25 protein-coding genes are annotated in these 22,775 nt (G+C 40.3%); 2 read left to right on the plus strand and 23 right to left on the minus strand.

Annotated elements, in window-relative coordinates; translation table 11 throughout:
• Window positions 1–356: 356 nt before the first annotated feature.
• Window positions 357–1,112 (minus strand): SDR family NAD(P)-dependent oxidoreductase, encoded by a 756-nt coding sequence (locus ACIQXW_RS09495; RefSeq protein ID WP_340823993.1) that lies wholly within the window; start codon window positions 1,110–1,112, stop codon window positions 357–359.
• Between the two features lie 9 nt (window positions 1,113–1,121).
• Window positions 1,122–2,069 carry an MBL fold metallo-hydrolase gene (locus ACIQXW_RS09500; protein WP_401017362.1) on the minus strand — a complete coding sequence of 316 codons (948 nt, stop codon included), beginning with the start codon at window positions 2,067–2,069 and terminating at the stop codon, window positions 1,122–1,124.
• 389 nt (window positions 2,070–2,458) lie between these two features.
• Between ACIQXW_RS09500 and proC the strand changes: the two genes are divergently transcribed.
• Both proC and namA read left to right on the plus strand, forming a co-directional pair.
• Complete coding sequence (proC, locus tag ACIQXW_RS09505) at window positions 2,459–3,265, plus strand: pyrroline-5-carboxylate reductase (RefSeq protein WP_402761486.1); 807 nt, start codon at window positions 2,459–2,461, stop codon at window positions 3,263–3,265.
• A gap of 47 nt (window positions 3,266–3,312) precedes the next feature.
• Window positions 3,313–4,323, plus strand: coding sequence for an NADPH dehydrogenase NamA (namA, locus tag ACIQXW_RS09510; RefSeq protein WP_402761489.1), 1,011 nt, complete (start codon window positions 3,313–3,315; stop codon window positions 4,321–4,323).
• 188 nt (window positions 4,324–4,511) lie between these two features.
• On the opposite strand, the gene ACIQXW_RS09515 is transcribed toward namA, so the two are convergent.
• The 21 genes from ACIQXW_RS09515 to ACIQXW_RS09615 all read right to left on the minus strand — a co-directional run bounded on the left by ACIQXW_RS09515 (window position 4,512) and on the right by ACIQXW_RS09615 (window position 22,771).
• Entirely contained in the window at window positions 4,512–4,790 is a 279-nt protein-coding gene (locus ACIQXW_RS09515; protein WP_402761492.1) for a YuzB family protein, read from the minus strand.
• A gap of 502 nt (window positions 4,791–5,292) precedes the next feature.
• On the minus strand, window positions 5,293–5,859 hold the full coding sequence (locus ACIQXW_RS09520) for an NADPH-dependent FMN reductase (protein WP_402761495.1): 567 nt from the start codon (window positions 5,857–5,859) through the stop codon (window positions 5,293–5,295).
• A 12-nt stretch (window positions 5,860–5,871) separates the two neighbouring features.
• Complete coding sequence (locus ACIQXW_RS09525; protein WP_402761498.1) at window positions 5,872–6,927, minus strand: LLM class flavin-dependent oxidoreductase; 1,056 nt, start codon at window positions 6,925–6,927, stop codon at window positions 5,872–5,874.
• Between the two features lie 13 nt (window positions 6,928–6,940).
• Complete coding sequence (locus ACIQXW_RS09530; protein ID WP_402761501.1) at window positions 6,941–7,882, minus strand: ring-cleaving dioxygenase; 942 nt, start codon at window positions 7,880–7,882, stop codon at window positions 6,941–6,943.
• Between the two features lie 58 nt (window positions 7,883–7,940).
• On the minus strand, window positions 7,941–8,378 hold the full coding sequence (locus ACIQXW_RS09535) for a MarR family winged helix-turn-helix transcriptional regulator (RefSeq protein WP_340823977.1): 438 nt from the start codon (window positions 8,376–8,378) through the stop codon (window positions 7,941–7,943).
• A gap of 109 nt (window positions 8,379–8,487) precedes the next feature.
• Window positions 8,488–9,108: a sporulation-specific diadenylate cyclase CdaS gene (cdaS, locus tag ACIQXW_RS09540; RefSeq protein ID WP_402761504.1), complete on the minus strand. Its 621-nt coding sequence runs from the start codon at window positions 9,106–9,108 to the stop codon at window positions 8,488–8,490.
• 189 nt (window positions 9,109–9,297) lie between these two features.
• The gene (locus tag ACIQXW_RS09545) at window positions 9,298–9,528 is read right to left on the minus strand and encodes an acyl-phosphate glycerol 3-phosphate acyltransferase (protein ID WP_340823974.1); all 231 of its coding nucleotides are present in this window, start codon (window positions 9,526–9,528) and stop codon (window positions 9,298–9,300) included.
• A 233-nt stretch (window positions 9,529–9,761) separates the two neighbouring features.
• Entirely contained in the window at window positions 9,762–10,694 is a 933-nt protein-coding gene (rnz, locus tag ACIQXW_RS09550; protein WP_402761507.1) for a ribonuclease Z, read from the minus strand.
• A 96-nt stretch (window positions 10,695–10,790) separates the two neighbouring features.
• Window positions 10,791–11,627: a class I SAM-dependent methyltransferase gene (locus ACIQXW_RS09555; protein ID WP_402761510.1), complete on the minus strand. Its 837-nt coding sequence runs from the start codon at window positions 11,625–11,627 to the stop codon at window positions 10,791–10,793.
• On the minus strand, window positions 11,624–13,123 hold the full coding sequence (locus ACIQXW_RS09560; protein WP_340823969.1) for a cobyric acid synthase: 1,500 nt from the start codon (window positions 13,121–13,123) through the stop codon (window positions 11,624–11,626). Before ACIQXW_RS09560 ends, ACIQXW_RS09555 begins: the two co-directional genes overlap by 4 nt.
• 108 nt (window positions 13,124–13,231) lie before the next feature.
• Window positions 13,232–13,768, minus strand: a complete 537-nt coding sequence (locus tag ACIQXW_RS09565; protein ID WP_340823968.1) for a cob(I)yrinic acid a,c-diamide adenosyltransferase — start codon at window positions 13,766–13,768, stop codon at window positions 13,232–13,234.
• A gap of 13 nt (window positions 13,769–13,781) precedes the next feature.
• Window positions 13,782–14,342, minus strand: coding sequence for a nitroreductase family protein (locus ACIQXW_RS09570; RefSeq protein ID WP_340823967.1), 561 nt, complete (start codon window positions 14,340–14,342; stop codon window positions 13,782–13,784).
• 86 nt (window positions 14,343–14,428) lie between these two features.
• Entirely contained in the window at window positions 14,429–15,196 is a 768-nt protein-coding gene (cobA, locus tag ACIQXW_RS09575) for a uroporphyrinogen-III C-methyltransferase (protein WP_340823965.1), read from the minus strand.
• Window positions 15,193–15,831, minus strand: a complete 639-nt coding sequence (locus ACIQXW_RS09580) for a precorrin-2 dehydrogenase/sirohydrochlorin ferrochelatase family protein (RefSeq protein ID WP_402761515.1) — start codon at window positions 15,829–15,831, stop codon at window positions 15,193–15,195. Before ACIQXW_RS09580 ends, cobA begins: the two co-directional genes overlap by 4 nt.
• Entirely contained in the window at window positions 15,824–17,191 is a 1,368-nt protein-coding gene (locus tag ACIQXW_RS09585) for a cobyrinic acid a,c-diamide synthase CobB (RefSeq protein ID WP_402761518.1), read from the minus strand. The genes ACIQXW_RS09580 and ACIQXW_RS09585 overlap by 8 nt, the downstream gene beginning before the upstream one ends.
• 11 nt (window positions 17,192–17,202) lie before the next feature.
• Window positions 17,203–18,324, minus strand: coding sequence for a cobalt-precorrin 5A hydrolase (locus ACIQXW_RS09590; RefSeq protein ID WP_402761521.1), 1,122 nt, complete (start codon window positions 18,322–18,324; stop codon window positions 17,203–17,205).
• Window positions 18,317–19,102: a precorrin-4 C(11)-methyltransferase gene (gene cobM / locus ACIQXW_RS09595; RefSeq protein WP_401017398.1), complete on the minus strand. Its 786-nt coding sequence runs from the start codon at window positions 19,100–19,102 to the stop codon at window positions 18,317–18,319. The genes ACIQXW_RS09590 and cobM overlap by 8 nt, the downstream gene beginning before the upstream one ends.
• Complete coding sequence (cobI, locus tag ACIQXW_RS09600; RefSeq protein WP_340823958.1) at window positions 19,102–19,809, minus strand: precorrin-2 C(20)-methyltransferase; 708 nt, start codon at window positions 19,807–19,809, stop codon at window positions 19,102–19,104. Before cobI ends, cobM begins: the two co-directional genes overlap by 1 nt.
• Window positions 19,802–21,022, minus strand: coding sequence for a precorrin-6y C5,15-methyltransferase (decarboxylating) subunit CbiE (gene cbiE, locus ACIQXW_RS09605; RefSeq protein WP_402761525.1), 1,221 nt, complete (start codon window positions 21,020–21,022; stop codon window positions 19,802–19,804). Before cbiE ends, cobI begins: the two co-directional genes overlap by 8 nt.
• Window positions 20,979–22,112 (minus strand): cobalt-precorrin-5B (C(1))-methyltransferase, encoded by a 1,134-nt coding sequence (locus ACIQXW_RS09610; protein WP_340823956.1) that lies wholly within the window; start codon window positions 22,110–22,112, stop codon window positions 20,979–20,981. The genes cbiE and ACIQXW_RS09610 overlap by 44 nt, the downstream gene beginning before the upstream one ends.
• Window positions 22,112–22,771, minus strand: coding sequence for a precorrin-8X methylmutase (locus tag ACIQXW_RS09615; protein ID WP_340823954.1), 660 nt, complete (start codon window positions 22,769–22,771; stop codon window positions 22,112–22,114). Before ACIQXW_RS09615 ends, ACIQXW_RS09610 begins: the two co-directional genes overlap by 1 nt.
• Between the last annotated feature and the right edge of the window lie 4 nt (window positions 22,772–22,775).

Genomic DNA, 22,775 nt, shown 5'->3' on the forward strand with positions numbered 1-22,775 from the left:
AATACAAGTGCATTTTTATAAAATAATATACTTTTGTGAAGAATGTTAAAAGTCTGCAATAGCAATAATTATTGCTATTATTCGAACAGTGAATATTTTCACTCGAAAGTACGACTTATTCCTATTTAGATGAATGTATACGATATTAAAAGGCGCTGGCTATTAAACGAAAAAAACCACTTCGCTTTCTGCGGTTACATCGTAAGCCGCAGGAGCCTTAGTGGGTTTTCACATGGATATTTATAAATTGTTTGAGTGACTGGCACTTAGCAAATATACGTTTCTGTAGGAGTCTCTGTAGGTGTTTGCTTGAATATTTATAAATTGTTTGGGTGACTGGCACTCAAATTCTCAAATTATTTTTTATTGAATAATGGTTTTGCTAAAAATTCGATGGTAGCTGGCGCTAATGCATATAGTTTACTCGTCAATCCCATCATTCGTGGCAAGTTCACTTCTCGGACTGGACGTTCAATTGTTTTTACCGTCGCTTGTGCCACCTCTTCTGGTGTTAATAACAATCTACCTAAGGACTCTCGATAACCACTTTCATCATTTACTTTATCTAAAAATGGTGTATCAATTGGTCCAGGATGTATCGCCGTTACTTTAATATTGTATGGGGCTAGCTCCATACGCAGGCCATTTGTAAAGCCGACAATGGCGTGTTTTGTCGCAGCATATACACTTGCTTTAGGCGTTGCTACCTTACCGGCCTGTGAACCGATAAATATTAGTTGCCCTTGTTCACGCGCAATCATTCGAGTCGCTAGACGCTTTGCTAAATACATCGGAACACGAATATTAAGCTCCACCATTTCGGTAATATCGTCATCTGATAACATCGGTGCAATAGCGAACTTCCCTACACCAGCAGAAAAAATGGCTACATCAAGCATAGGTAGCTGCGCACATACGTCATCGATTGCTGTTAGTGAAGTTAAATCAGCTTGTATTACATTGGCCCCTAAACGTTGTAATGTTTTTAAAGCTACTTCATTACGCCCTGTGGCATATACGATATGGCCTTGTGCAACTAACAATTCGGTAATTTTCAAGCCAACTCCACTCGTTGCACCTGTTACAAAGATTGTCTTTTTATTCATTTTCATGTATAAAACCTACTTTCTTTTAAACAAATAGACACCTTCATTATTCTTCTCAGAAACCACTAGGTTATTTGCCTCTAAATAGTCTAAATGTCCAAGTGTCTTTGATAATGTCAAGCCAAGCTGATGCTGAAAAATCGATGGATATAAACGTTTTGTCATTTGTACAACCGTTAACTCATCACCGCCAAATAACTCATACACCTTCATAGATTGATGATGTTGCCGTTCAAGACGTTTATCAATTAAATGTGGTATGTCTTCTAAATTTGCTCCATGCCCTGTGTACATAATGTTTACAGGCAATTGACGTAATATTTCAAGCGATGCATTATATTGCAACAATGATTTCGGGCGACCTAGTGTGCGGTCTAAAGGTGGTTCAATTAATGGATTAGGTGTAATTTTTTCTAACAATAAATCTCCGCCAATAACATTATGCGTTTTTTCATCCCAAAAAATGAAATGACTTTGTGCATGTCCTAATGTTTCAATTGCCTTTAAACCCGGATGACCGGGTACTTCATCCCCATCATGTAAAATTTGTGTCAATGGTCGCTCTCCAACAAGCTCTAATTCTCGACGAACATGGACACTCTGTTGAATATATTCTAGTGGGACGCCATGCTCGAACAAACGCTCACTGTAAAACTGCTCATGATAACGTAAAAACTCTTCGTCATGACGTAGCCATTTATCGTTATAGGCATGGCCTAAAATTTCTGCATGTGGAAAAGCATCAACCCATCCCGCATGATCAGGATGGTGATGGGTTAAAACAACCTGTTCAATATCTCGTAAATCAAAGCCAGCTGCTCGAATACCCCATTTGAGTGCATCATAAGCTTCCATTGTTTTTGGACCAACATCAAATATTGTTAATGCATCACCTTTGACAACAAATGCATTGACGTCTCCTACTTCATAGGGCGTTGGAATTTCTATTTTATGTATCGACAAAGCTGTCTCCCCCTTTTTTGCGCAACTAATGAATACCGATTCATCTATTCTACAAGTTTTTCTTTCTTAAGTCACCCCTCCTGTTGACAGCTAGACATATTATCAATATAATTTTGAATAATCAAATTATTTATGTGCGTTGAGGAAGCCAAGTATGTAGTTGGTGAAGGTGTCTAGAGAGTGTTACATTTGCTGCAAGTAACATCACCCACTCCCATTACAGAACCTACTTCTGAGCAGTTATGACAACATAACCGTCCCCCTTGCGATAAAAGGGCTAAGAGTTGTGCCAATTGGCAAACAAAGGTGGTACCGCGGAAACGATAGCGTTTTCGTCCTTCTATTTAAGGACGAGAGCGCTTTTTTATTTTGAATCGGAGGTTTTTTCTATGAAAAAAATACTTTTTATTGGTGCAGGCTCGATGGCAGAAGCATTGATGCAAGGCTGGATTAAGCAGAATGTATTTAAGCCACAAGAAATTTATGTCACCAATCGCTCAGATAAGCAACGGTTACAATTTTTACACGACACGTACGGCATTAATTGTAACGTTGAAGAGACTATTTATCAGCAAGCAGATCTCATCATTTTAGCAATGAAACCAAAGGATGCCATTAAAGCAATGCTAGAACTAAAATCGAAAATAACAGAGCATACTGCGATTCTATCCATTTTAGCTGGTATTGCTATTAGCACTATAACAGAACAGTTAGGATTGCGCCCTGTAGCTCGAGTAATGCCAAATACATCTGCAACGATCGGTATGTCCGCAAGTGGTATAGCATTTAATGGGCATGTATCAGCTACACAACGTACCATGTTTTTACAATTATTAGAAGCTGTTGGTTCTGTGATTGAAGTTGAGGAAGACCAGTTGCATGCGGTTACAGCGCTATCTGGCAGTGGCCCTGCATATATTTATTATTTAATGGAAGCATTTGAACGAGTAGGAATTGAGGTAGGGCTTTCAAAAGATACTGTAAGATTACTGATGACGCAAACCCTCGCAGGTACAGCAGAAATGTTAAAGCAATCCGTTGATGAGCCTGATGTGCTTCGGAAAAAAGTTACTAGTCCAGGTGGTACAACAGAAGCTGGTATTAAAGCGCTGGAACAATATCAATTTAATGAAGCGATTGAAGCATGCATAAAAGAAGCTGAAGCTCGATCTCGCGCACTTGCAAAAAGTAAGTAATCCATGCAAAATAGAGGTATTCACTAGGAATTAGGAGGGTCTTTGCATTGACTAAATTATTTGAACCATACCAATTACAAACGATTTCGTTAAAAAACCGCATTGTCATGGCCCCAATGTGTATGTATTCTGCTAAGGATGACGGGTTTGTTACACCTTTCCACCTTGTACATTATGCAACACGTGCCGCTGGACAAATTGGGTTAATACTATTGGAGGCTACTGCTGTAGTACCCGAGGGGCGAATCTCTAGCAACGACCTTGGTATTTGGGATGATGCGCATATCGAAGGTTTACAACAATTAGTAACAAATATGCAAGCTTACGGAGCTAAAACAGGCATTCAGCTTGCCCATGCAGGACGGAAAGCGACTGTAGATGGTGAAATTTTTGGTCCTTCAGCCATTGCTTTTAGTAATGATTATAAAACACCGTCTGAAATGACACTTAATGATATTGAATATGTCATTGAAGCCTTTAAAAAAGCTGCCGTTCGCGCCCGTCAAGCAGGTTTTGATGTGCTTGAGATTCACGGTGCACACGGCTATTTAATTAGTGAATTTTTGTCACCAGCAACGAATAAACGAAGTGATCTATACGGTGGTTCTCAGGAAAATCGCTATCGCTTGCTACGTCAAGTAATTGATGCAATTCGAAGCGTTTGGGAAGGCCCTTTACTCGTTCGTGTTTCTGCGGAAGACTACGCACAAGATGGCACAACGATGGAGGACTTTATCGTCTTTAGTCGTTGGATGAAAACGCAGGGCGTAGATTTAGTCGATGTCTCAACTGGCGGTGTCGTACAGGCACATATTCATCCGTTCCCTGGCTATCAAGTGCCACATGCTGAAACGATAAAACTTGGGGCAAATATTCCTACTGGTGCAGTTGGTTTAATTACAACAGCGCAGCATGCAGAAGAAATATTGCAAAATAATCGCGCTGATTTAATTTTCTTAGGTCGTGTTTTATTACGTGATCCTTATTGGCCACTCCATGCTGCAAAGGAACTTGGCGAAAAAATTGAACCACCTGTGCAATATGTTCGTGGTTGGTAACTCACTTTTCCTATAAGCACTTTTACACACGCTGATAGCTTAGTAACTTTTGAGCTATCAGCGATTTTTTGCTTTTATCGGCGATTTTTCACGGGTTATCGGCGATTCATGCAGTTCTATCGGCGATTGCCCTCGGGTTATCGGCGATTCATGTATTTCTATCGGCGATTGCTCTCGGGTTATCACTTTTAAAAAAGCGGATTTTGCTTGATTTCTTCATCAACCGCTTGTACTAGTGAAGGTTCGTCAGATGCCGTAATAATCTCGCCATTAACAATTGCAAAAATGCCCTGCTCGCAAATTTCACAGTGGGAAGTACAACCTGATTCTTCTATTTCTATATCTGATCGCTCTGCTAAAACATCGTAGGCATCAGCTGCACCGAGCGATAAATTTGTTATGCAAAACTCAACTCTATTGGTCATTTGCTGAGGCTTTTTATTTTTCTTAAACAATGAAAATACCATAAAATCTCCACTCCTTTTAACTACATTCTCCCAGTTTCTAGTGCACAGGTCCAATCCAAACGTCTATTTTCTTTACTTTTGTTGATGACCCCTTGCCGACAGCGAGGGTTGCGGCTTACACTGTGCCCGCGGAAAGCGTCCGCCCGTAACGGAAATCAACAGGCAGTAGACTTCTAAATTTATTTAATGATGGAAGCAGACGACTATCCTATTTAGTCATAAGTGCTATAATTGTACTGTATTTTAACTTCCCTCCGAAAGAGAGTATTGACACTTGTTGATTGGAGTGAAGGGCGGCGACTCCTGCGGGAACAGCACAGAACGTAAGACGCAACAAGCCGCGCATTAGCGAGGGTTGCGGCTTACACTGTGCCCGCGGAAAGCGCCCGCCCGCAACGGAAATCAACGGCAAAAGTTATCTATATTTAAAAAAACACTGCATGATTACCATGCAGTGTTCCTATTATCCTCTTAGATTAGTAGTTTCCCCTTAAAATTTGTGTTAAAAATCATACTCCGCATCTTTTTTAGCACGGATTTCAGCGAAGGCATCTGCTACCATAACTGTATCTTCTGCTAAACGCTCTAAGCGGAAAAGAACATCGTCATTGACAATTTCTTTGCGTAAGAAATCCTTTTCTTCTATAAAAACGTAGGTCGGTACAATATGAGCTTTCATATAAGCAAGAATTGGCTTTAATTGTTGCTCTACCATTAAATAATGTTTAGATGTCCCCGCTGTTACAATTGCGCTGACCGTTTTATCACGAAAAGCATTAACAGGAAGTAAATCGAAAATATTTTTTAATGTTGCCGAAATCGAAGCTTGAAATGTTGGTGTACCAATCACTAATGCATCAGCAGCCATAATAGTTTCTGCCACATACTTCGTATCACCCTCGTAATCTACGTAATTACGGCCATCACTAAATGCAATATTATACTGAGCTAGGTCAAGTATTGTTACATCATGCTCTGGGTATTTTTCATTTAGTACTTCTACAATTTTATGAATGGCTATTTTGGTTTTAGAGCCGACAATTGAACCTGCTAGTGCTACAATTTTCATGCTGCTCGCTCCTTATTTCGCTGTATATTTTTTTATTGCTGGTAAGATGTCATTGCCAATTATTTCGATATTCTTCATCAATTTATCGAAAGGCACCCCACCAAAATCAATTTGTGCCATAAAACGTTGCATGCCATAAAGTTCATATTGATATAGCAACTTTTCAATAATTTGTTCCTTACTTCCGACCATTAAGGCATCACGTGTATCAACTGCTTGGGCAAATTGTTGTTTTGGATAACCACCACCACGAATTGCTTGGAAGCCCCCATTTAGATGAGGATACATATTTTGCAAAGCTTCTTTTGATGTATCTGCTACATAAAATAAACTTGTAGTGGCAATTGGTAACTGCTCTGCATCAAAACCGCTTCTATCAGCTGCCTCACGATATGCATCGACTGAAGGTTTAAAGTTGATTGCTGGGCCACCTAATGTTGTTAACATCATTGGAATGCCCATATACCCTGCTTTTATAGCACTTGCCGGCGGACCTCCAACTGCGCGCCAAATTGGTAGTGAGCCATTTTTAGGCTGTGGTAAAATTTGCGCATTGTGTAGAGGTGTTCTATACTGCCCTTCCCACGTAACAAGCTCTTCTTCATTAATTTTTTTTAGCAGTTCTAATTTTTCCTCAAAAATTTCTTCATAGTCCTGTAAATCGACGCCAAGTAAATGATAAGCGCCAACGCGCGAACCTCGCCCTGCTACAATTTCAGCACGCCCATCTGAAATTAAATCAATTGTTGCAAAGTCCTCATACACTCTTACTGGGTCTGATACACTCAACACGGTGGCAGAACTTGCTATTTTAATTTTTTTCGTTGCTTGTGCAATCGCGCCTAAAACGACCGTATGTGCCTGTGTTGTAAAATACGATTGATGACTTTCGCCTACTCCAAATACATTGATGCCAGCTTGCTCGGCTAATTGGCTCATTTCAATTAGCTCCTGTATCCGCTGTTGGGCAGATATCCGTTCACCTGTTAATGGGTTTGGAATATGATCTCCCAGTGAATAAAGTCCAAATTCTAAACCTTGTGATTGATCGATACGATAATTTTCCATTGTGCTCTCTCCTTTAATCAAGTGGTTCTAAAATCGCTTCAATTTCTGCGCGTTTTGCTTCTAAAAATGGTGGTAGATCCAGTTCATTCCCCAAATCCTCAATAGCGGAATCTACTGTAAATCCAGGTCCATCTGTCGCCAATTCAAACAGAATGCCATTGCGATCTCTAAAATATAGACTTTGGAAGTAATAACGATCGACAACACCTGAGCTGTCTAAACCACGCGCTTTAATTAATTCATCCCATTTTTGAAGGTCTTCTACCGTCGCTACACGTAATGCAAGGTGATGAATACTGCCTCGACCGGGCTTTTCACTCGGTCCCTCCAATTCCTTGACGATGACTTCTCCAAACGTTTCACCAGCAATTGATTGAAGGCGTACTTCTTTGTCATCTTCAGTGACCACTGTATAGTCAAAAAGTTCTTGTAATACATTCACTGTACGCTGTAAATAACGAACCGTAATTTCAACGGTGCCCATGCCTAAAATGCGATGCTCTGCTGCAATATGGGTACCATCCCATACTTGCCATTCGGCTGGTGTCGGCTGTCCATCATGATTTATAAGCACCATGCGCAGACCTTCATGATCCTCAAAAAATAAAGCATCTTTGCCCGCATATGTCGCTATGTCGCTATGTTCCACTTGTAAAAGCTCAAAACGCTTTTTCCAATATAATAAACTATCATAGCTTTGTACTAATAAGCCTATTCGCGTAATCGCATTTGTTCCACGTACTGTTCGTCCTGCTACAGGCATTTCAAAAAATGTTAATTCTGTTCCCGCTGCTCCTGTACGATCGCCATAAAATAAATGGTACATGGAAGGTGAATCTTGATTAACTGTTTTTTTCACTCGACGTAAACCAAGAATTTTTGTATAAAACTCATTATTACGTTTACCATTTTTTGTTAACATTGAAATATGATGATGTCCGCTTAATTTATTCATGTAGAGTCCTCCTGATTTTCACTTGACTAAGCAAGTGATGTTGTAAAAAAAATCACGCCTAAGGTAATTTTTTTTCTCGGCTATGCTTTTCTAGTTTTGACATAAGTGTATATAAAGATTTCATTTCTTCCTCTGATAAAACTTCTTCAAAAAATGAGGATTGAAAGTGAAGCTGACTAGGTGTAGCCGCATCAATCAAATGCTCACCTTTGACAGTTAGAGATATTGTTTTTGTTTTCCAGTTTTGCTTACGCTCAATTAGTCCTTCTTTTTCAAGACGGGCAAGCATTCGTGAGATACCACCTTGCGTTACTGTAACTTTTTCCGCTAGCTGTGACTGTGTTAACGGTGCGTATGTTTTAATTTGAATTAGTACATCAAACTGTGCAGTTGTTAAGTTAAAACGTTTTAAAAATTCATTCGATAGCTGATTACTTTGATTCGTAAAGCGCATCATTCGTAGCCATGTTAGCGAGCCTAGTGTATGTTTTTCCATCACTTTGCCCTCCCTTCCTCGAACTGTATCATCACTTTACCACGCAAGTGACAAAGTTGCAAGGAAAATATCTCGAATTTGAGATATTGTGAATAGAGCCTGTTTTATACTATAAAATCCCATCTGAAGTAATTGGGTGTAAGCTTCCATTAAAAGCAAAAGAAATTCTTCCGGTTTCTTCTGATATAACCATGATTAAAGCATCACTGAGCTCACTTAAGCCTATCGCAGCTCGATGTCTCGTTCCAAGTTTTTTATCGCCTGTATAAATGTCTGAAAGAGGTAGTACATTTGCTGCTGAGATAATTCGATTACTCTTAACTAACACAGCACCATCATGGAGAGGATTGCCTGGGTAAAAAATAGATTCTAGCAAAGAATGTGTTAATTCCGCTCCAATATGAATCCCCGGCTTTATAAGATGTTCAATTGGACTCTCTCTTTCAAATACAATTAATCCACCATGACGTCTTTTTGACATATTTTGTACGCAAATCGATAGCTCTGGATATTTTTCAGTGAATGGAGACAAATAGCAATTTAAATAAAACGTGGCTGCCTGCATTTCAATCGTTACAAATTGTTCTTTAATTTTTTTCAAATCTGCAAGTAAGCAATCTTCTAGCGAATCCATTGCGGTTAAACTTTGCTGTAAAGACAAAATAACTTGACTAAGTTCTTCTTTGATTGTTTGTTTTAACGGAGCGGAATCACAGTTTGGTTGATTCATGTACGGCACCTCAGTTCTTTATAATAACGATTTACACTTTGTATTTTTAGTTTTCCTATATGATATTTTTTTATTCTCTTTCCATGCAATTCAACAATTTTCTGGGCTAGGTTTTGCTTTCTTTCTATTAAAAAACACGTTGCATCCTCGAAAAGATGCAACGTGTTACTTTGTACGCTATTATATTTGTTACATATGACCAGCGCGAATTTTTTTAACAATACTAAAGGTTGTATAGGCTGCTGCTGGTGCAAGGACTGCGATAAAAATTAGCCATACCTTTAAGCTCTCTGTTGATTTTAACAAATCATAATTTGAAGTAACATAAATAATGAGTCCGCCTAATAATAAATAGCTTAACACGTTTGGAAAGATAACAAGTAAACGTAAAACAGCTGGTGGCATCTTTTGTTGATCCATACAACCACTCCCCTTTTACTTAATTATACGGAAATCATCTACTAATCGCACTATATTTCTACAAACACCCTAACTTTTAACAATTCTACTTAACACTTACTAGCAGATTACTCTAGCTTTTCAACAGTACCCTAAAACATATCAATAATGGCAGTCAGTTCATTCATCTTTTTTTGCTGTTAGCCTTTTGTGAAAGCTTTCTAAACTAGTTAAAGTGATCACTTGTTGGTCAATTAAAATAATTTATCATTACTCCAATTAAATACCGATTGGTCTAATGTGAGGAAAGTTTGCGGAAAGATTGCTTGGGCTTCTGCTAAAAATACTGGTAAATCATGTGGTAAAAAACGTGCACTTAAATGATTAAGAAGTAAATATTTTGCACTTGCTCTACTTGCTACCATTGCCGCTTCGATATTTGTCGAATGACCATAGCTAGCAGCTAAATCGGTTGTGCTCCCATCAAATGTTGCCTCATGTACAATTACATCTGATTGATTGGCCAATGAAATCGCTTCTTCGCAAAATTTTGTATCCCCTAAAATAGTGAGTGTAAAGCCTTTTTTAGGAGGAGCAACAACATCTTTTGCTCTAATAATTGTACCATTTTCAAGTTCGATGTCTTGTCCTCTTTTCAACTGGCCAAGTAAAGGTCCTTTTGGTACGCCGAAAGATTGTACTTTCTCCATCAGTAACTCGCCAGGTAAATCCTTTTGCTCTATACGGTAGCCAAAACATGGGACAACATGACGTAATTCACTAGCATGCACTGTAAACTTTTCATCTTCGTAAATAATACCTTCGCGTACTTCTACAAAGTGTAATGGGTAAGTTAAATGTGTTTTTGATAATGAAAAAGTCTGCTCTACCCATTGCTGTAAGCCTGCTGGACCAAAAATAGTTAGCGGCTCATCACCACCTTGAAATGAACGCGAGCTCAAAAATCCTGGTAAACCAAAAATATGATCACCATGTAAATGTGTAATAAATATTTTCGACACTTTACGTGGCTTTAAGGATGTATGCAAAATTTGGTGTTGTGTCGCCTCTCCACAATCAAATAGCCACATTTCACCGTTTTCATCTAGTAGCTTTACCATTAATGCGCTCGTATTACGTTCCTTTGAAGGCATGCCTGCGCCTGTTCCTAAAAAATGCAGTTGCACAACTGCCACCTCAATTCTTTTTCTGTCGTTCTATTGTACCCTATTGCTAAACAGAAGAAAAACCTTTGGTGAAAGCTATCACCAAAGGTTTTTCTGTTATTTAGGTTCCCACGATACGAGTGCAGCATGAAAATCATGACGATAGTAATATCGACCGTTCTTTTCCTCTATAAACGGGGCAAGTGCTTCCTCAACATGTGATCTATTAAAATCAGCACTCAATATTTTTTTGCTTTGTGTTGTCACTAGCTGATTGTATGATTCGTATTCATACGTTCGCTTTAACGGAATAATGTCACAATCTGCATATATATCCATTTCATATAGTAAATTCAAAAATTCTATATAATCTCTTCGCGGATATTTAATGTCATAACCGAACTTGTCATGTAATACCTCATAATGCGGCTGAATTGGCCCCGTTGTCATGCCGATAATCGCTCGTTTTTTAGCAAGTCGATTCATGTGATAAAGAGCCGATTTAATTTCGTACATGCGATAAAAACAATTTACGCCAATTACAATGTCATGTGCTTGTAGCTCATTTTCATCAAGCTTCTCCCACTTCGCGTGAACATAGGATACATGGCTCTTTTCTTGCAAACAATGTTGTAAGTATGCAAGTATGCTGTCTGAGCTATCTACACACGTTAGGTCACGCACATATTCTGCAAGCGGAAACGTATAATTGCCCCATCCTGGACCAATTTCAACTACAGAATGATGTGGTTGAATATGTTTCTTTATTTCTTGAAAAATACGGGCTGCATAAGGATCGGTTTGGCCAATTTTTTTGCGCGCTAACGATTGAGACCAAAACTGTTCCTCTAATTGATCATTGACCATGCGCTCTGGCATTTGACCTTGCCAATCCTTCATGCCTTCTTGCCATAATGCTTCAAAGTTAATAGCTAACGGTCCTTTTCTAGTCATCCATGTACCTCAATTTTTAACATCTCATATATTTTTTCCATATTTAAATTAGCACGCACATGTGATGCTAGCATATTGTAGGCATCTTCCCTGCGCTCAGCATCGCTTTTAACATCTGTCGGCAATGTTGCCAGCCCTTTTGAAATGCGAATATTATTAACAAGCTGACGTGTAAAGTTACGATTATGGAACAATCCATGGAAGTATGTACCAATTACTTGTTCGTCCGCACTTACTGCTCCATCTACACGACCATCTGCTAATTGTAAAAATGGTGATACTTCATCTCGTAAAATTTGTGTACGACCAAGATGGATTTCATAGCCTGTCAATGTATCGTTTCCGCGCGTCCCCGACATTTGTACAGTTTTTTTATCTCCTACAAATACGGTTTCCATCGGTAATAAGCCGAGACCCTGTGCTGAGTCGCCATTTCCTTCAACTGCATCTGGATCGAGCAACACTTCACCGAGCATTTGAAATCCGCCACATATGCCAATGATTTTAGTTCCACGTGCACGTAAGTTTGAAATCGCTTGAGCAAAGCCTTGTGCCTTAAGCCATGCTAAATCATCCATTGTGCTTTTAGTGCCAGGTAGTATAAGCAAATCCGGTGTGCCAAGCTCAGCCACATTGCCGATTAAACGTACACCAACCTCTGGCTCATCAAAAAATGGATCAATATCTGTGAAATTCGATATGCGAGGTAAACGAATCATCGCCACATCTACAGAAAACTCACCAGGCTTCGGTTTTTTAAATCGCAGTGCAGACAGCGCTAATGAATCTTCAGCTTCAATATTCACATCTACATAAGGCACAACACCTAAAACAGGGATGCCTGTCTCACGCTCTACCCATTCAATGCCATCGTCTAAAAGCTCGCGCATACCGCGGAATTTATTAATAATGAGTCCTTTTACACGTGCACGCTCTGCGTCATCAAGCAAAGCTAACGTCCCAATAATGGATGCAAACACACCACCCCGGTCAATATCAGCTACTAACACAACTGCCGCATCTGCTAAATGTGCCATACGCATATTGGCGATATCGCGATCCTTTAAATTAATTTCAGCCGGGCTTCCCGCACCTTCAAGCACAATAACATCATATGTATTTTGTAAAGTACGTACAGACTTCTCAACAATCGGCATTGCTTGTTGTACAAATTGATTGCGATAGCTCTTAGCATCCATATTTAAAAAATGCTTGCCATGTACAATAACCTCAGATACCATGTCCTGCTTTGGCTTTAATAAAATTGGATTCATATCTGTTGTCGCTACAACACGAGCTGCTTCAGCCTGTACCCCTTGCGCACGGCCAATTTCTCCGCCATCTTCGGTTACAAATGAATTAAGCGCCATATTTTGCGACTTAAAAGGTACCACTTTTAGTCCATCATCTGAAAAAATGCGACATAATGCCGTACATATCATACTTTTACCTACGTCAGAGGCTGTTCCTTGAATCATAATTGACTTTGCTGGCATTCTGATTTCCCTCCTTGATACTTAGGAGAGTAGCTTATATTCAGTGACTTTAAATCATTCCTGAATATCCCCCCATTGAATATAAAATCGAAAATTGGACAAATGGATTTAGAATTCAAGTCCTTTGACAGCAGGAATTCCCTCTTCGTAATAATGTTTCGTTGCATCAATTGTTGAAACTAAATCAGCCATGGCAACAAGGGCAGGATTGGCACTGCGTCCTGTTACGACAAGATGCATTGTAGGAGGACGTTGTGCAATGGCTTCGAGTACTTCAGCTAATGGGAGAACGTCATCAATTGGGAATTTTGTAATTGCCAATGCATTATTAAGCTCATCTAAAACGAGTAAATCAATGCTATCATCTTGTAAGGCTTCCTTTGCTTTTTGCCAAGCTTTTGCTAATGCAACACGATGCTCCTCTGGTGTTTTTGTCCATGTAAACCCTATGCCCATTTGTTCCATTTCTACCCCAAGTTTCGATAGGGCAATTTGTTCACCGTACGTACGCTCTGGCGATTTTATAAACTGCATATAACGCACATTTAAACCACGCCCTACTGCACGCAATGTTACGCCAAGGGAAGCTGTCGTTTTCCCCTTGCCATCACCTGTGTATACTAAAAACAAGCCTTTTCTAGCCATTTTTCCTACCTCCTTAAAGCCAAGTTGTTTTCTCTTCAAATGATGTTCGTTTTTTGTCTTTAAGCTCTTGCTCTTCTGGGTAGCCAATGAAAATAGTACCGACAACCTTTTGATTTTCACTTGCACCGATAAATGTATGCATGCGTGCATCATGAACAAGTCCAACGCCTCGCGTACGCCATACGAATCCAAGCCCTAGCTCCTCTGCTGCTAGCCACATGGACATAATCGCACTGCATACAGCAAAAATATTATCTTCGGTTGCATCTTCATCATCTTCCACAATATCGGCTGTCACAACAATTGCAACAGGTGTTGTTTGAACAACCTTTAATGAACTTTCTACTAAATTAGGCTTCGTTGGAAAACGTTCTTGCAAATATGTACTAGCCATTGCTTCATAACGTTTCATCGCGTCACCTTGTATTACATAAAAATGCCAAGGTTCACGCATACGGTCGTTAGGTGCATACGTTGCGGCTTGTAAAATTTGTTCTATTTTTTCCTTTTCAATAGGCTCAGTTGTATAGTTGCGAATTGCACGACGTTTTTTTAATGCTTCAATTACTGTCATGAAGTTATCCTCCTTTAAGTACATCTCTTTTGTCATTTGCCTGTCTATCTATTTATCTAAGAGAATAGCAAGGTGCCATCGCAACATTAGCTAAAAGCGAGCCCTTGCTCTTCAAACCATTGAATTTTTTCACGTACATTGACAACATCCCCTACGACGATCATAGAAGGATTATGATAACCCTCACGTTCAATAATATTAGCAATGTCGTTTAGTGGTCCTGTTATCGTACGCTGTTGCTCAGTTGTACCCCATTCAATTACGGCAACGGGCGTAGTCGCTGGGCGACCATTGTCAATAAGCTTTTTTGCGATATATGCAATATTGCCTACACTCATATAAAATGCGACAGTATCGATACCAGTTGCAAGTGCTGGCCAATTTAAAAAATCTTGTCCTTTTTCCTCGCGACCGTGACCTGTAACTAGTGCAAAACTTGTGGCAAAATCTCTATGTGTAACAGGAATACCTGCATATGCAGGAGCTGCAATTCCAGCAGTTATACCCGGTACCACTTCATAAGGTATGCCATGATTTTTTAATATTTCCGCCTCTTCAGCACCACGACCAAAAACAAAAGGATCGCCACCCTTTAAACGAGTTACAACTTTGCCTTCTTGCGCTCTCTCGACAAGCAATGCATTAATTTCGTCTTGAATTAGATGGTGCTTACCAGGCAATTTACCACAGTACACAAGCTCTGCATCTTTTTTTGCAAAATCTAATAATTTCGGATTCACTAGACGATCGTATGCAATGACATCGGCCTTTTGAATACATTCTAGCCCATACACTGTAATGAGCTTCGGATCTCCCGGGCCAGCCCCTACTAAATATACAATTCCCTCTTTCATCGCGTTTCTCCCGTCAATAGTTGTTGTAAATACGCCTCTCGTCGGTCAATCTCTCCACTGCGTGTCCATGCTAATAAGTTTGGCTCAAGTAGTGCTTGTAATGCGGCACGTCTTTGATTACCCTTATCAAATTTAGCAGTAACCATTAGACGAGCTTGCTGTAAAAAGCATACGTAATCTTCATATACAGCATCAAATTGCTCAGTTAAATCTTCTTTTATTTTGCGTGCAAGTGCTGGGCTTGCACCAGAAGTAGAAACCGTCAACACTAAAGGACCGCGACGAATTGTTGCAGGTGTTATAAAGTCGCTCTCACCCTGTGCATCTGCTCGATTTAAGAGCTGCCAATGTTGCGCCGCTTCTTGTACCGCATTGTTGACGTTTGTATCGTTCGTCGCTGCGATAATAAGTGTTGCATCATCTAAATCACGTGGCTCAAATTCTTTTTCACGCCATGTTATTTGCCCTGATTCTGCAAGTGGCACTAATGTGTCGTGTAACGTCGGGCTAACTATGACAATGTTTGCTTTAGCTGGTAGCAATGACGTAACCTTTTGCGTCGCTACATGACCTCCACCTACAATAACAACAGTTTTATATTCGATATTTAAATGGATAGGAAAGTAATTAGTCATTTGTTTTCACCTTCTTACATGCTGTTAACCAGTTTTCAACAAGCTTAGGATTCGAAACAAAATGAAAATGCGTATAGCCAGCTACTAGATTCCCTGTTTGGTAACCTTCTTCTTTATTGCCAAAACGCCCTTTCGTTTCGTAAGCAGGAGTGTCATGAGTACCACTATATGATGAATAATGGAATTCATGGCCCTTTGCTTGTTCGTCCTTACCGATTAAAAAGTTAGACGTTGTCCCAAAGATTTCACGATAGCCAAGTGCCGCAAGCTTTGTTTGCATCGCTACTTCACCAGGAATCACACCGAGCATTTCATGGCGTTCACCTTGACTATTCGTAATCGCCTCAGTCAAATACATAAAGCCACCGCATTCAGCTAATGTCGGTAAACCTTTCGCGATTGCTTCACGAATGGATGTTTTCACGTCAGTATTTTTGGCTAGCGTATCAGCAAATTCCTCTGGGAAGCCTCCACCAATATATAAACCATCTGCTTCGGCTGGCACAGGTTCATTTGCAAGTGGTGAGAAAAATTGCAATGTTGCTCCTTTTGCTCGTAAAAGTGCTAAATTTTCCTCGTAATAGAAGTTGAATGCAGCATCTTTTGCTACCGCAATACAAATATTTTTTGCAGGTTGTTCAGCAAATAGTTGACCCGTCTCTTGTAGAACGGGTGCCTTTGTTAATGACAACAATAAATCCAAATCAATCGTCTCTGCCATTAAAGCACCTAGCTTGTCAAAAAATGAATCGAGCTCACCTCGTTCAATCGCAGGAATAAGCCCTAAATGGCGACTTGGAATATCTATGCCTGTTTCACGTTTTAAATAACCTATAACCGGAATACCACATTCCTGCTCAATCGCAGCTTTGGCAATTTCATAATGGCCTACACTACCTACTTGGTTTGCAATAACGCCGACAATGTTTGGCTGGTCAGATAGTAGCTGAAAGCCTTTTACAACTGCCGCTACGCTGCGAGCCATACTTGCACAATTAACGATTAAAATAACCGGACTTTCTGTAACAACACTAATGTCCGCAGCCGAACCTTCGTCAGATAACGGACTTTTGCCATCATAAAAGCCCATTACGCCTTCTATAATCGAAACGTCTGCATCCATGCTCGCACGTGCAACAATATCACGTACCGCATCATGCGAAAACATCCAACTATCAATATTACGCGATACACGTCCTGTCACAGCAGTATGGTAGCTAGGGTCAATATAATCAGGACCACATTTAAAGCCTTGCACGACTTTACCTTTTTCCTGCAATGCTTTCATTAGGCCAATTGTGAATGTTGTCTTGCCAACACCACTACCTGTCCCTGCAAGTACAAAGCGATTTGTTTGCATAGGCTCCCTCCTTAAAATACTAATCTTGCTACAGAAATCGTAGCATTGCCTGACTTTTTCTTTGGTAATACGAGTGATTCGACCTGTGCATAGCGCATTGCAGCTGGTTCACTTACCCCATATGCCCCTGTATATTTAAATACCGTTTCAGATGGTGATGGGAAATTGATTTCATTTAACTGTTCTGGAGTATATGTTACAAACTCCCAATCATATTTTTTTGTTATTTCAATAAAACAAGTTTCGTCTTTTTTTAAATCAATTGTACACAGTGCTTTTACACTTTTTTTCGATAGCTTCAGCTCAGCTAACGTTTCATTAATGACTTGTTCAATTTCTTCAACAGCCGTCCCGCGATTACACCCCATTCCAAGTACAATCGATTTTGGTCGATAAATGACGCCATTCTCTAGCAGCACTTCTTCCTCGGGTTCAATTATACGGTCGGTAATGAACAGCGTAGCATGAGGTTTCGCCTCAATCGCGTCGTGTGCTGATGGGTAAATTTTTATTTGCTCAGGCATTGGTGTATCACGCATCCACCAATCACGTTCCCCAGCTTCCTGTACAATCGCAACGTGTTCCTCATTGACAACAGAGGCACTAACAGGTGTTAGCTTATCTGCACTGTCCCAAACCCAGCCAAAACGTGCACCAAATAAATCAACAGGAATAGTTTTTTGAACATCAGAAGCTGTTGTAATAATAGGATTTGCTCCTAGCGCCGCTGCAACCTCATGCGTTAGCTCATTCGCGCCGCCTAAATGGCCCGATAGCACACTTATGACATTTTCCCCACGGTCATCAATAACAACCACACCAGGATCGGTCTTCTTATCCTGTAAAATTGGTGCAATCATGCGCACAACCGCACCAAGTGAAATAATTAAGATTAATCCTTTATACTGCTTAAAAAGTGTTGGCAGTAATAAACGCACCGTACCTGTAAAAAGCTGAATATGCTTTTCATCTTCGTCGCCATGTTCAAATTTACTCATATAATATAAATCGCTTGCCGCAAATGTTTGCTGTAGTTTGCGTCCTATTTGAACACCATGCTTCGTAATGGCTACAACTGCATAAGGATTACGCTGATCAACTTCAGGAAGTACACCTTCTTGTAATTCAATCACTTGTCTTCACACCTTTTCGGAAGCCATGTGTAAAGGTCGCATCATATAATTTTGAACGGTACTCATCTTTATCATGGATATTTGGGTCCAATGCCCAACCTGCTAAAATCATCGCATGTTTACGTATACCATTGACACGCATCGCCTCATCAAGCTCAACTAAAGTCGTACGAACAATTTTTTGATCGGGCCAAGTTGCACGCTGAATCACGGCAACTGGCGTATCATCAGACCATCCCGCACTTTGCAATTCTTTGACGATTTTCTTTGTTAGCGTTGCACTTAAGAACAACGCAATCGTACAATGGTGGCTAGCAAGATCACGTAGCTTTTCAAACTCAGGCACAGGTGTACGTCCTTCTGCACGAGTTAAAATAAGCGTTTGTGTTAAATCGGGAATTGTTAACTCGGCCCCGATTGCTGCGGCTGAAGCAAAAACCGAGCTAACGCCAGGAATGACCTCATAGCCAATCCCTTCCTTCTTCAATAAGGCAATTTGTTCCATGATTGCACCATACATCGCAGGGTCGCCTGTATGCATACGTGCTACTACTTTACCTGCATTGACACGCTCTACCATGACCGCAACCATTTCTTCCAAATGCATGCCGGCCGTACGAATTACTTCCGCGTCTGGCTTTGCCTTTGCAATAAGATCTTCATTGACTAACGAATCCGTATACATAACAACATCCGCTGTTTGTAGCATATGTAAACCTTTGACAGTAATTAAATCCGGGTCTCCTGGGCCTGCACCAACAATATAAATTTTCTTCATTATTTACGCACCACCATTAATGTTAAATATTCTAAATCTACACCGTCTAGTTCACGTACATCCCAAATAATTTCCTCATCAGATGTAACCTTTGTTACAACGGAAGCTTTATCAAGTAAGTCTAAATCACGCAGTACTTCTAGCATTAAATCAATAACCTTTGCTACTTTTATAAATACGACTGCATCATGACTTTCAATTGCTTCACGCATTGCTTCATAATTATCATGAGCTGGAATAATTGCGACACGATCATCTCCATCAGCAAGGGCAATGCCTAGACGTGATGCAGAACCATTGAATGATGAAATACCAGGTACTGTACGAATTTCTACGTCTGGATGCATGTCCTGCATTAGCTTCATCATATGGATAAAAGTACTGTATAAAAGAGGATCACCTTCTGTCACAAATGCAACATCCTTGCCTTCTTTCAATTTACCATAAACAAGTTCAACAGATTTCGTCCATTCACGTTCTAATACTGCCTCATCCTTCGTCATTGGGAAAACAAGACCAAGCATATCTTTTTCCTCTGGATTAATGTAAACGTCTACGATGCGGTGTGCATAGCTTTTGCTACCCTTTAATTTTTTAGGGTAGGCAATAACTGGTGACTCCTGGATAACACGGAATGCTTTTACTGTAATTAATTCTGGATCGCCAGGGCCTACGCCTAAGCCATATAAAATACCAAGATTACTCATGATTTTCTTCCTTTCGATATGCCGAAATTATATATATCGGGTTTAATGGGACAAAGCGAGTCATATCTAAAATTGGTTTACTACGTGCAAGTTGCGCCTGTAAAATTTCTACTGCAAAGCCGCAAGCTTTAAACGCCTCGACTGCCTTATATAAATTTTCAATTGTAGCAGCATTTAAGACAATGCGACCATTGGGCTTTAAGCGCGTACAGCACAGCTGTAATAGCTCCACCATTTCCCCACCTGTTCCGCCGATAAAAATCGCATCTGGGTCTGGAAAATGCTCGAGTCCTGCAGGAGCTTTACTATGAATAGCCGTTACATCGACACGGAACTTCTGTTGATTTTGTAGGCAATTTTCTAAATCAGGAGCATTTTTTTCCACTGCATACACTTGACCTTCTGGTGCCAATTTACCAGCTTCAATTGCCATGGAGCCTGTGCATGTGCCGACATCCCAAATCGTACTGTCCTTTTGAAGCTGCATTGCTTGCAAACTTAATACACGAATTTCCTTTTTCGTAATCAGTCCTTTATCTGGCTTACGTTGTGAAAACTCTTCATCATCAATACCAAGTGCATAGCGCTTCGGAGCTGACGTTTGCTGTAGAATTACAACATTGAGAGATGAAAATTCTGCTTCTTCTAATTCATCAAGAGAGTACCAGCCATATTTTTCATCAATACCTTGTAAATTTTCTGCCACAAAAGCACGGTATTCTGTCATACCAAAATGCTTTAAATAACGTGCCAGTGCATTTGGATTATTGTCTGCATCTGTTAGTAATGCTACTTTCTTTTTACCATCCATACGTTGCGCTAAGCCTTTCATTGGTCGCCCGTGAATACTAGTTACATAGGCATCCTGCCAGCTTTCGCCCATTTTTGAAAACGCAAGCTGTACAGAGCTCATATACGGATATACTTCGATATTTAGCTTCTTTGCTAAATAGCCCCCGATGCCGTAAAATAGTGGATCACCAGATGCTAAAATAACTGTCTTACGCGTTTCTTCGGAAAGTTTTTCAACAAGCGTCGAAAGACCACCTTTAATGACTATTTTTTCTCCTGTAAAGCTTGTAAAAAAATCAAGGACACGCTCACCACCTACGAGCACCTCGCAGTCTTCAATCCACTGTCTATACTGTGGTAGTAAACTTTCCTGTCCGTTATCCCCGATCCCAATCAATTTCATCGATCGATGCAATGTCATCAGCCCTTCCTAATAATTGTCCCTGCATCGAATAAATCGATGTGGAGACCGTCAAGCCCCCTCTAATATGGTGTAAAGATGAATAACAGCATGCCTCGCATAGGTGATGAAAGAAAGCATCATAGCCTTTTTCAGCCATTATTTCACCAACTTGTGATGCGGTATTTGCCTCTCTTACTTGTGCTACTGTTTCTTCATCTGCCCCAATATCAATGGCTAACTGCGCTAAAAAATTAAAATCAATGGCTGCGCTTTTGGAGTGCACCATCATTACCCCTTGAGCCACCTTTGAAAATTTCCCCATCATCCCAACGAGCGATACTTGCTTAATGCCAAGTCGTTTACAATGCTTTAATGTAAAGCCGACAAAATCACCCATTTCAATAAACGCTTCCTCAGGTAAGGTAGGATATTGGGCCATCCCAAACTTTTCACTACGCCCACCTGTTGTTACAACTACATGTTCACAGCCAGCTGCCCTTGCGACACTAATAGCTTGAACAATACTTGCCATATACGCAGAACTCGAAAAAGGCACGACGGTTCCCCTTGTGCCTAAAATGGAAATGCCGCCAATAATACCAAGCCGTCCATTTAATGTTTTTTTTGCAATTTCCTCGCCCTCTGGTACAGAAATAACAACATTAACGCCGCGATTAATTTGAAACTCTTCAAGCACATCTTGCACGGTACTATGTATCATTTTACGTGGTACAGGGTTAATCGCTGCTTCTCCAACAGCAACAGGTAAGCCGGGCTTTGTTACTCGCCCGACGCCAATACCGCCATCTAAATGTATCCCCGGTGTATCAGCCCAACTTACCGTGCCAATAATAAGGGCTTTGTGTGTCGCATCTGGATCATCACCAGCATCCTTAATCGTCTCACAGCTTACTACGTTGCTTCCAAACGTACATTTTTCAATTGTAAATGTTGCATCTCGCCCTATTGGCAAATGAATCGTACTCGTTTCCTGCTCTTCATTTGTTATGAGTGCTAATAATGCCGCTTTCGTAACTGCAGTTGCACAGGCTCCCGTTGTATAACCGTGACGCATGTCTTTAGGATCCTTTTTTGGCTTCCGCTCCATTATTTTTTCGCCTGTTCGTCCGCTAATAATGAAACGGCATTTAAAGCAGCAACCGTCACTGTACTACCGCCTTTACGTCCAACATTTGTAATATAAGGAATCCCCTCTAGCTTTAAAAGCTCTTCTTTCGACTCTGCTGCTGACACAAAGCCTACTGGCATACCAATAATTAAGTCCGGTTTCGCTAAGCCTTCTTTAATTAAGCGAATTAACTCTAGTAAGGCTGTCGGTGCATTTCCGATTGCATAAATGCCACCTTCGTGTAATTTTGTTGCCTTTTGCATTGAGATTATGGCACGCGTTGTATTTTGTTTTTTCGCTTCAATCGAAACGTCTTCATCTGCGATATAGCAGTGTAAATCTCCACCATGCTTTTGGAAACGTTTTTTTCCTGAACCACTTTCAATCATTTGTACATCAGCAATGACATGACGACCTGCAAGGATCGACTTAATGCCTGCTTCAATTGCACCTGGTGTAATAATGACGCTACGTCCTAATTCGAAGTCAGCAGAAGCGTGGATAATACGACGGACAATTTTCCACTCATCTTCTGTAAAATCATGTTCGCCCATTTCCTCTGCAATTATCGAGAAACTATAATCATAAATTTTGTCTGGGTCTACTGTTAATGGTTTGAAATCTGTTTTGAAATCCATTTGG

Source organism: Lysinibacillus sp. NPDC097162 (genome assembly GCF_044762185.1).
Classification (GTDB): domain Bacteria; phylum Bacillota; class Bacilli; order Bacillales_A; family Planococcaceae; genus Lysinibacillus.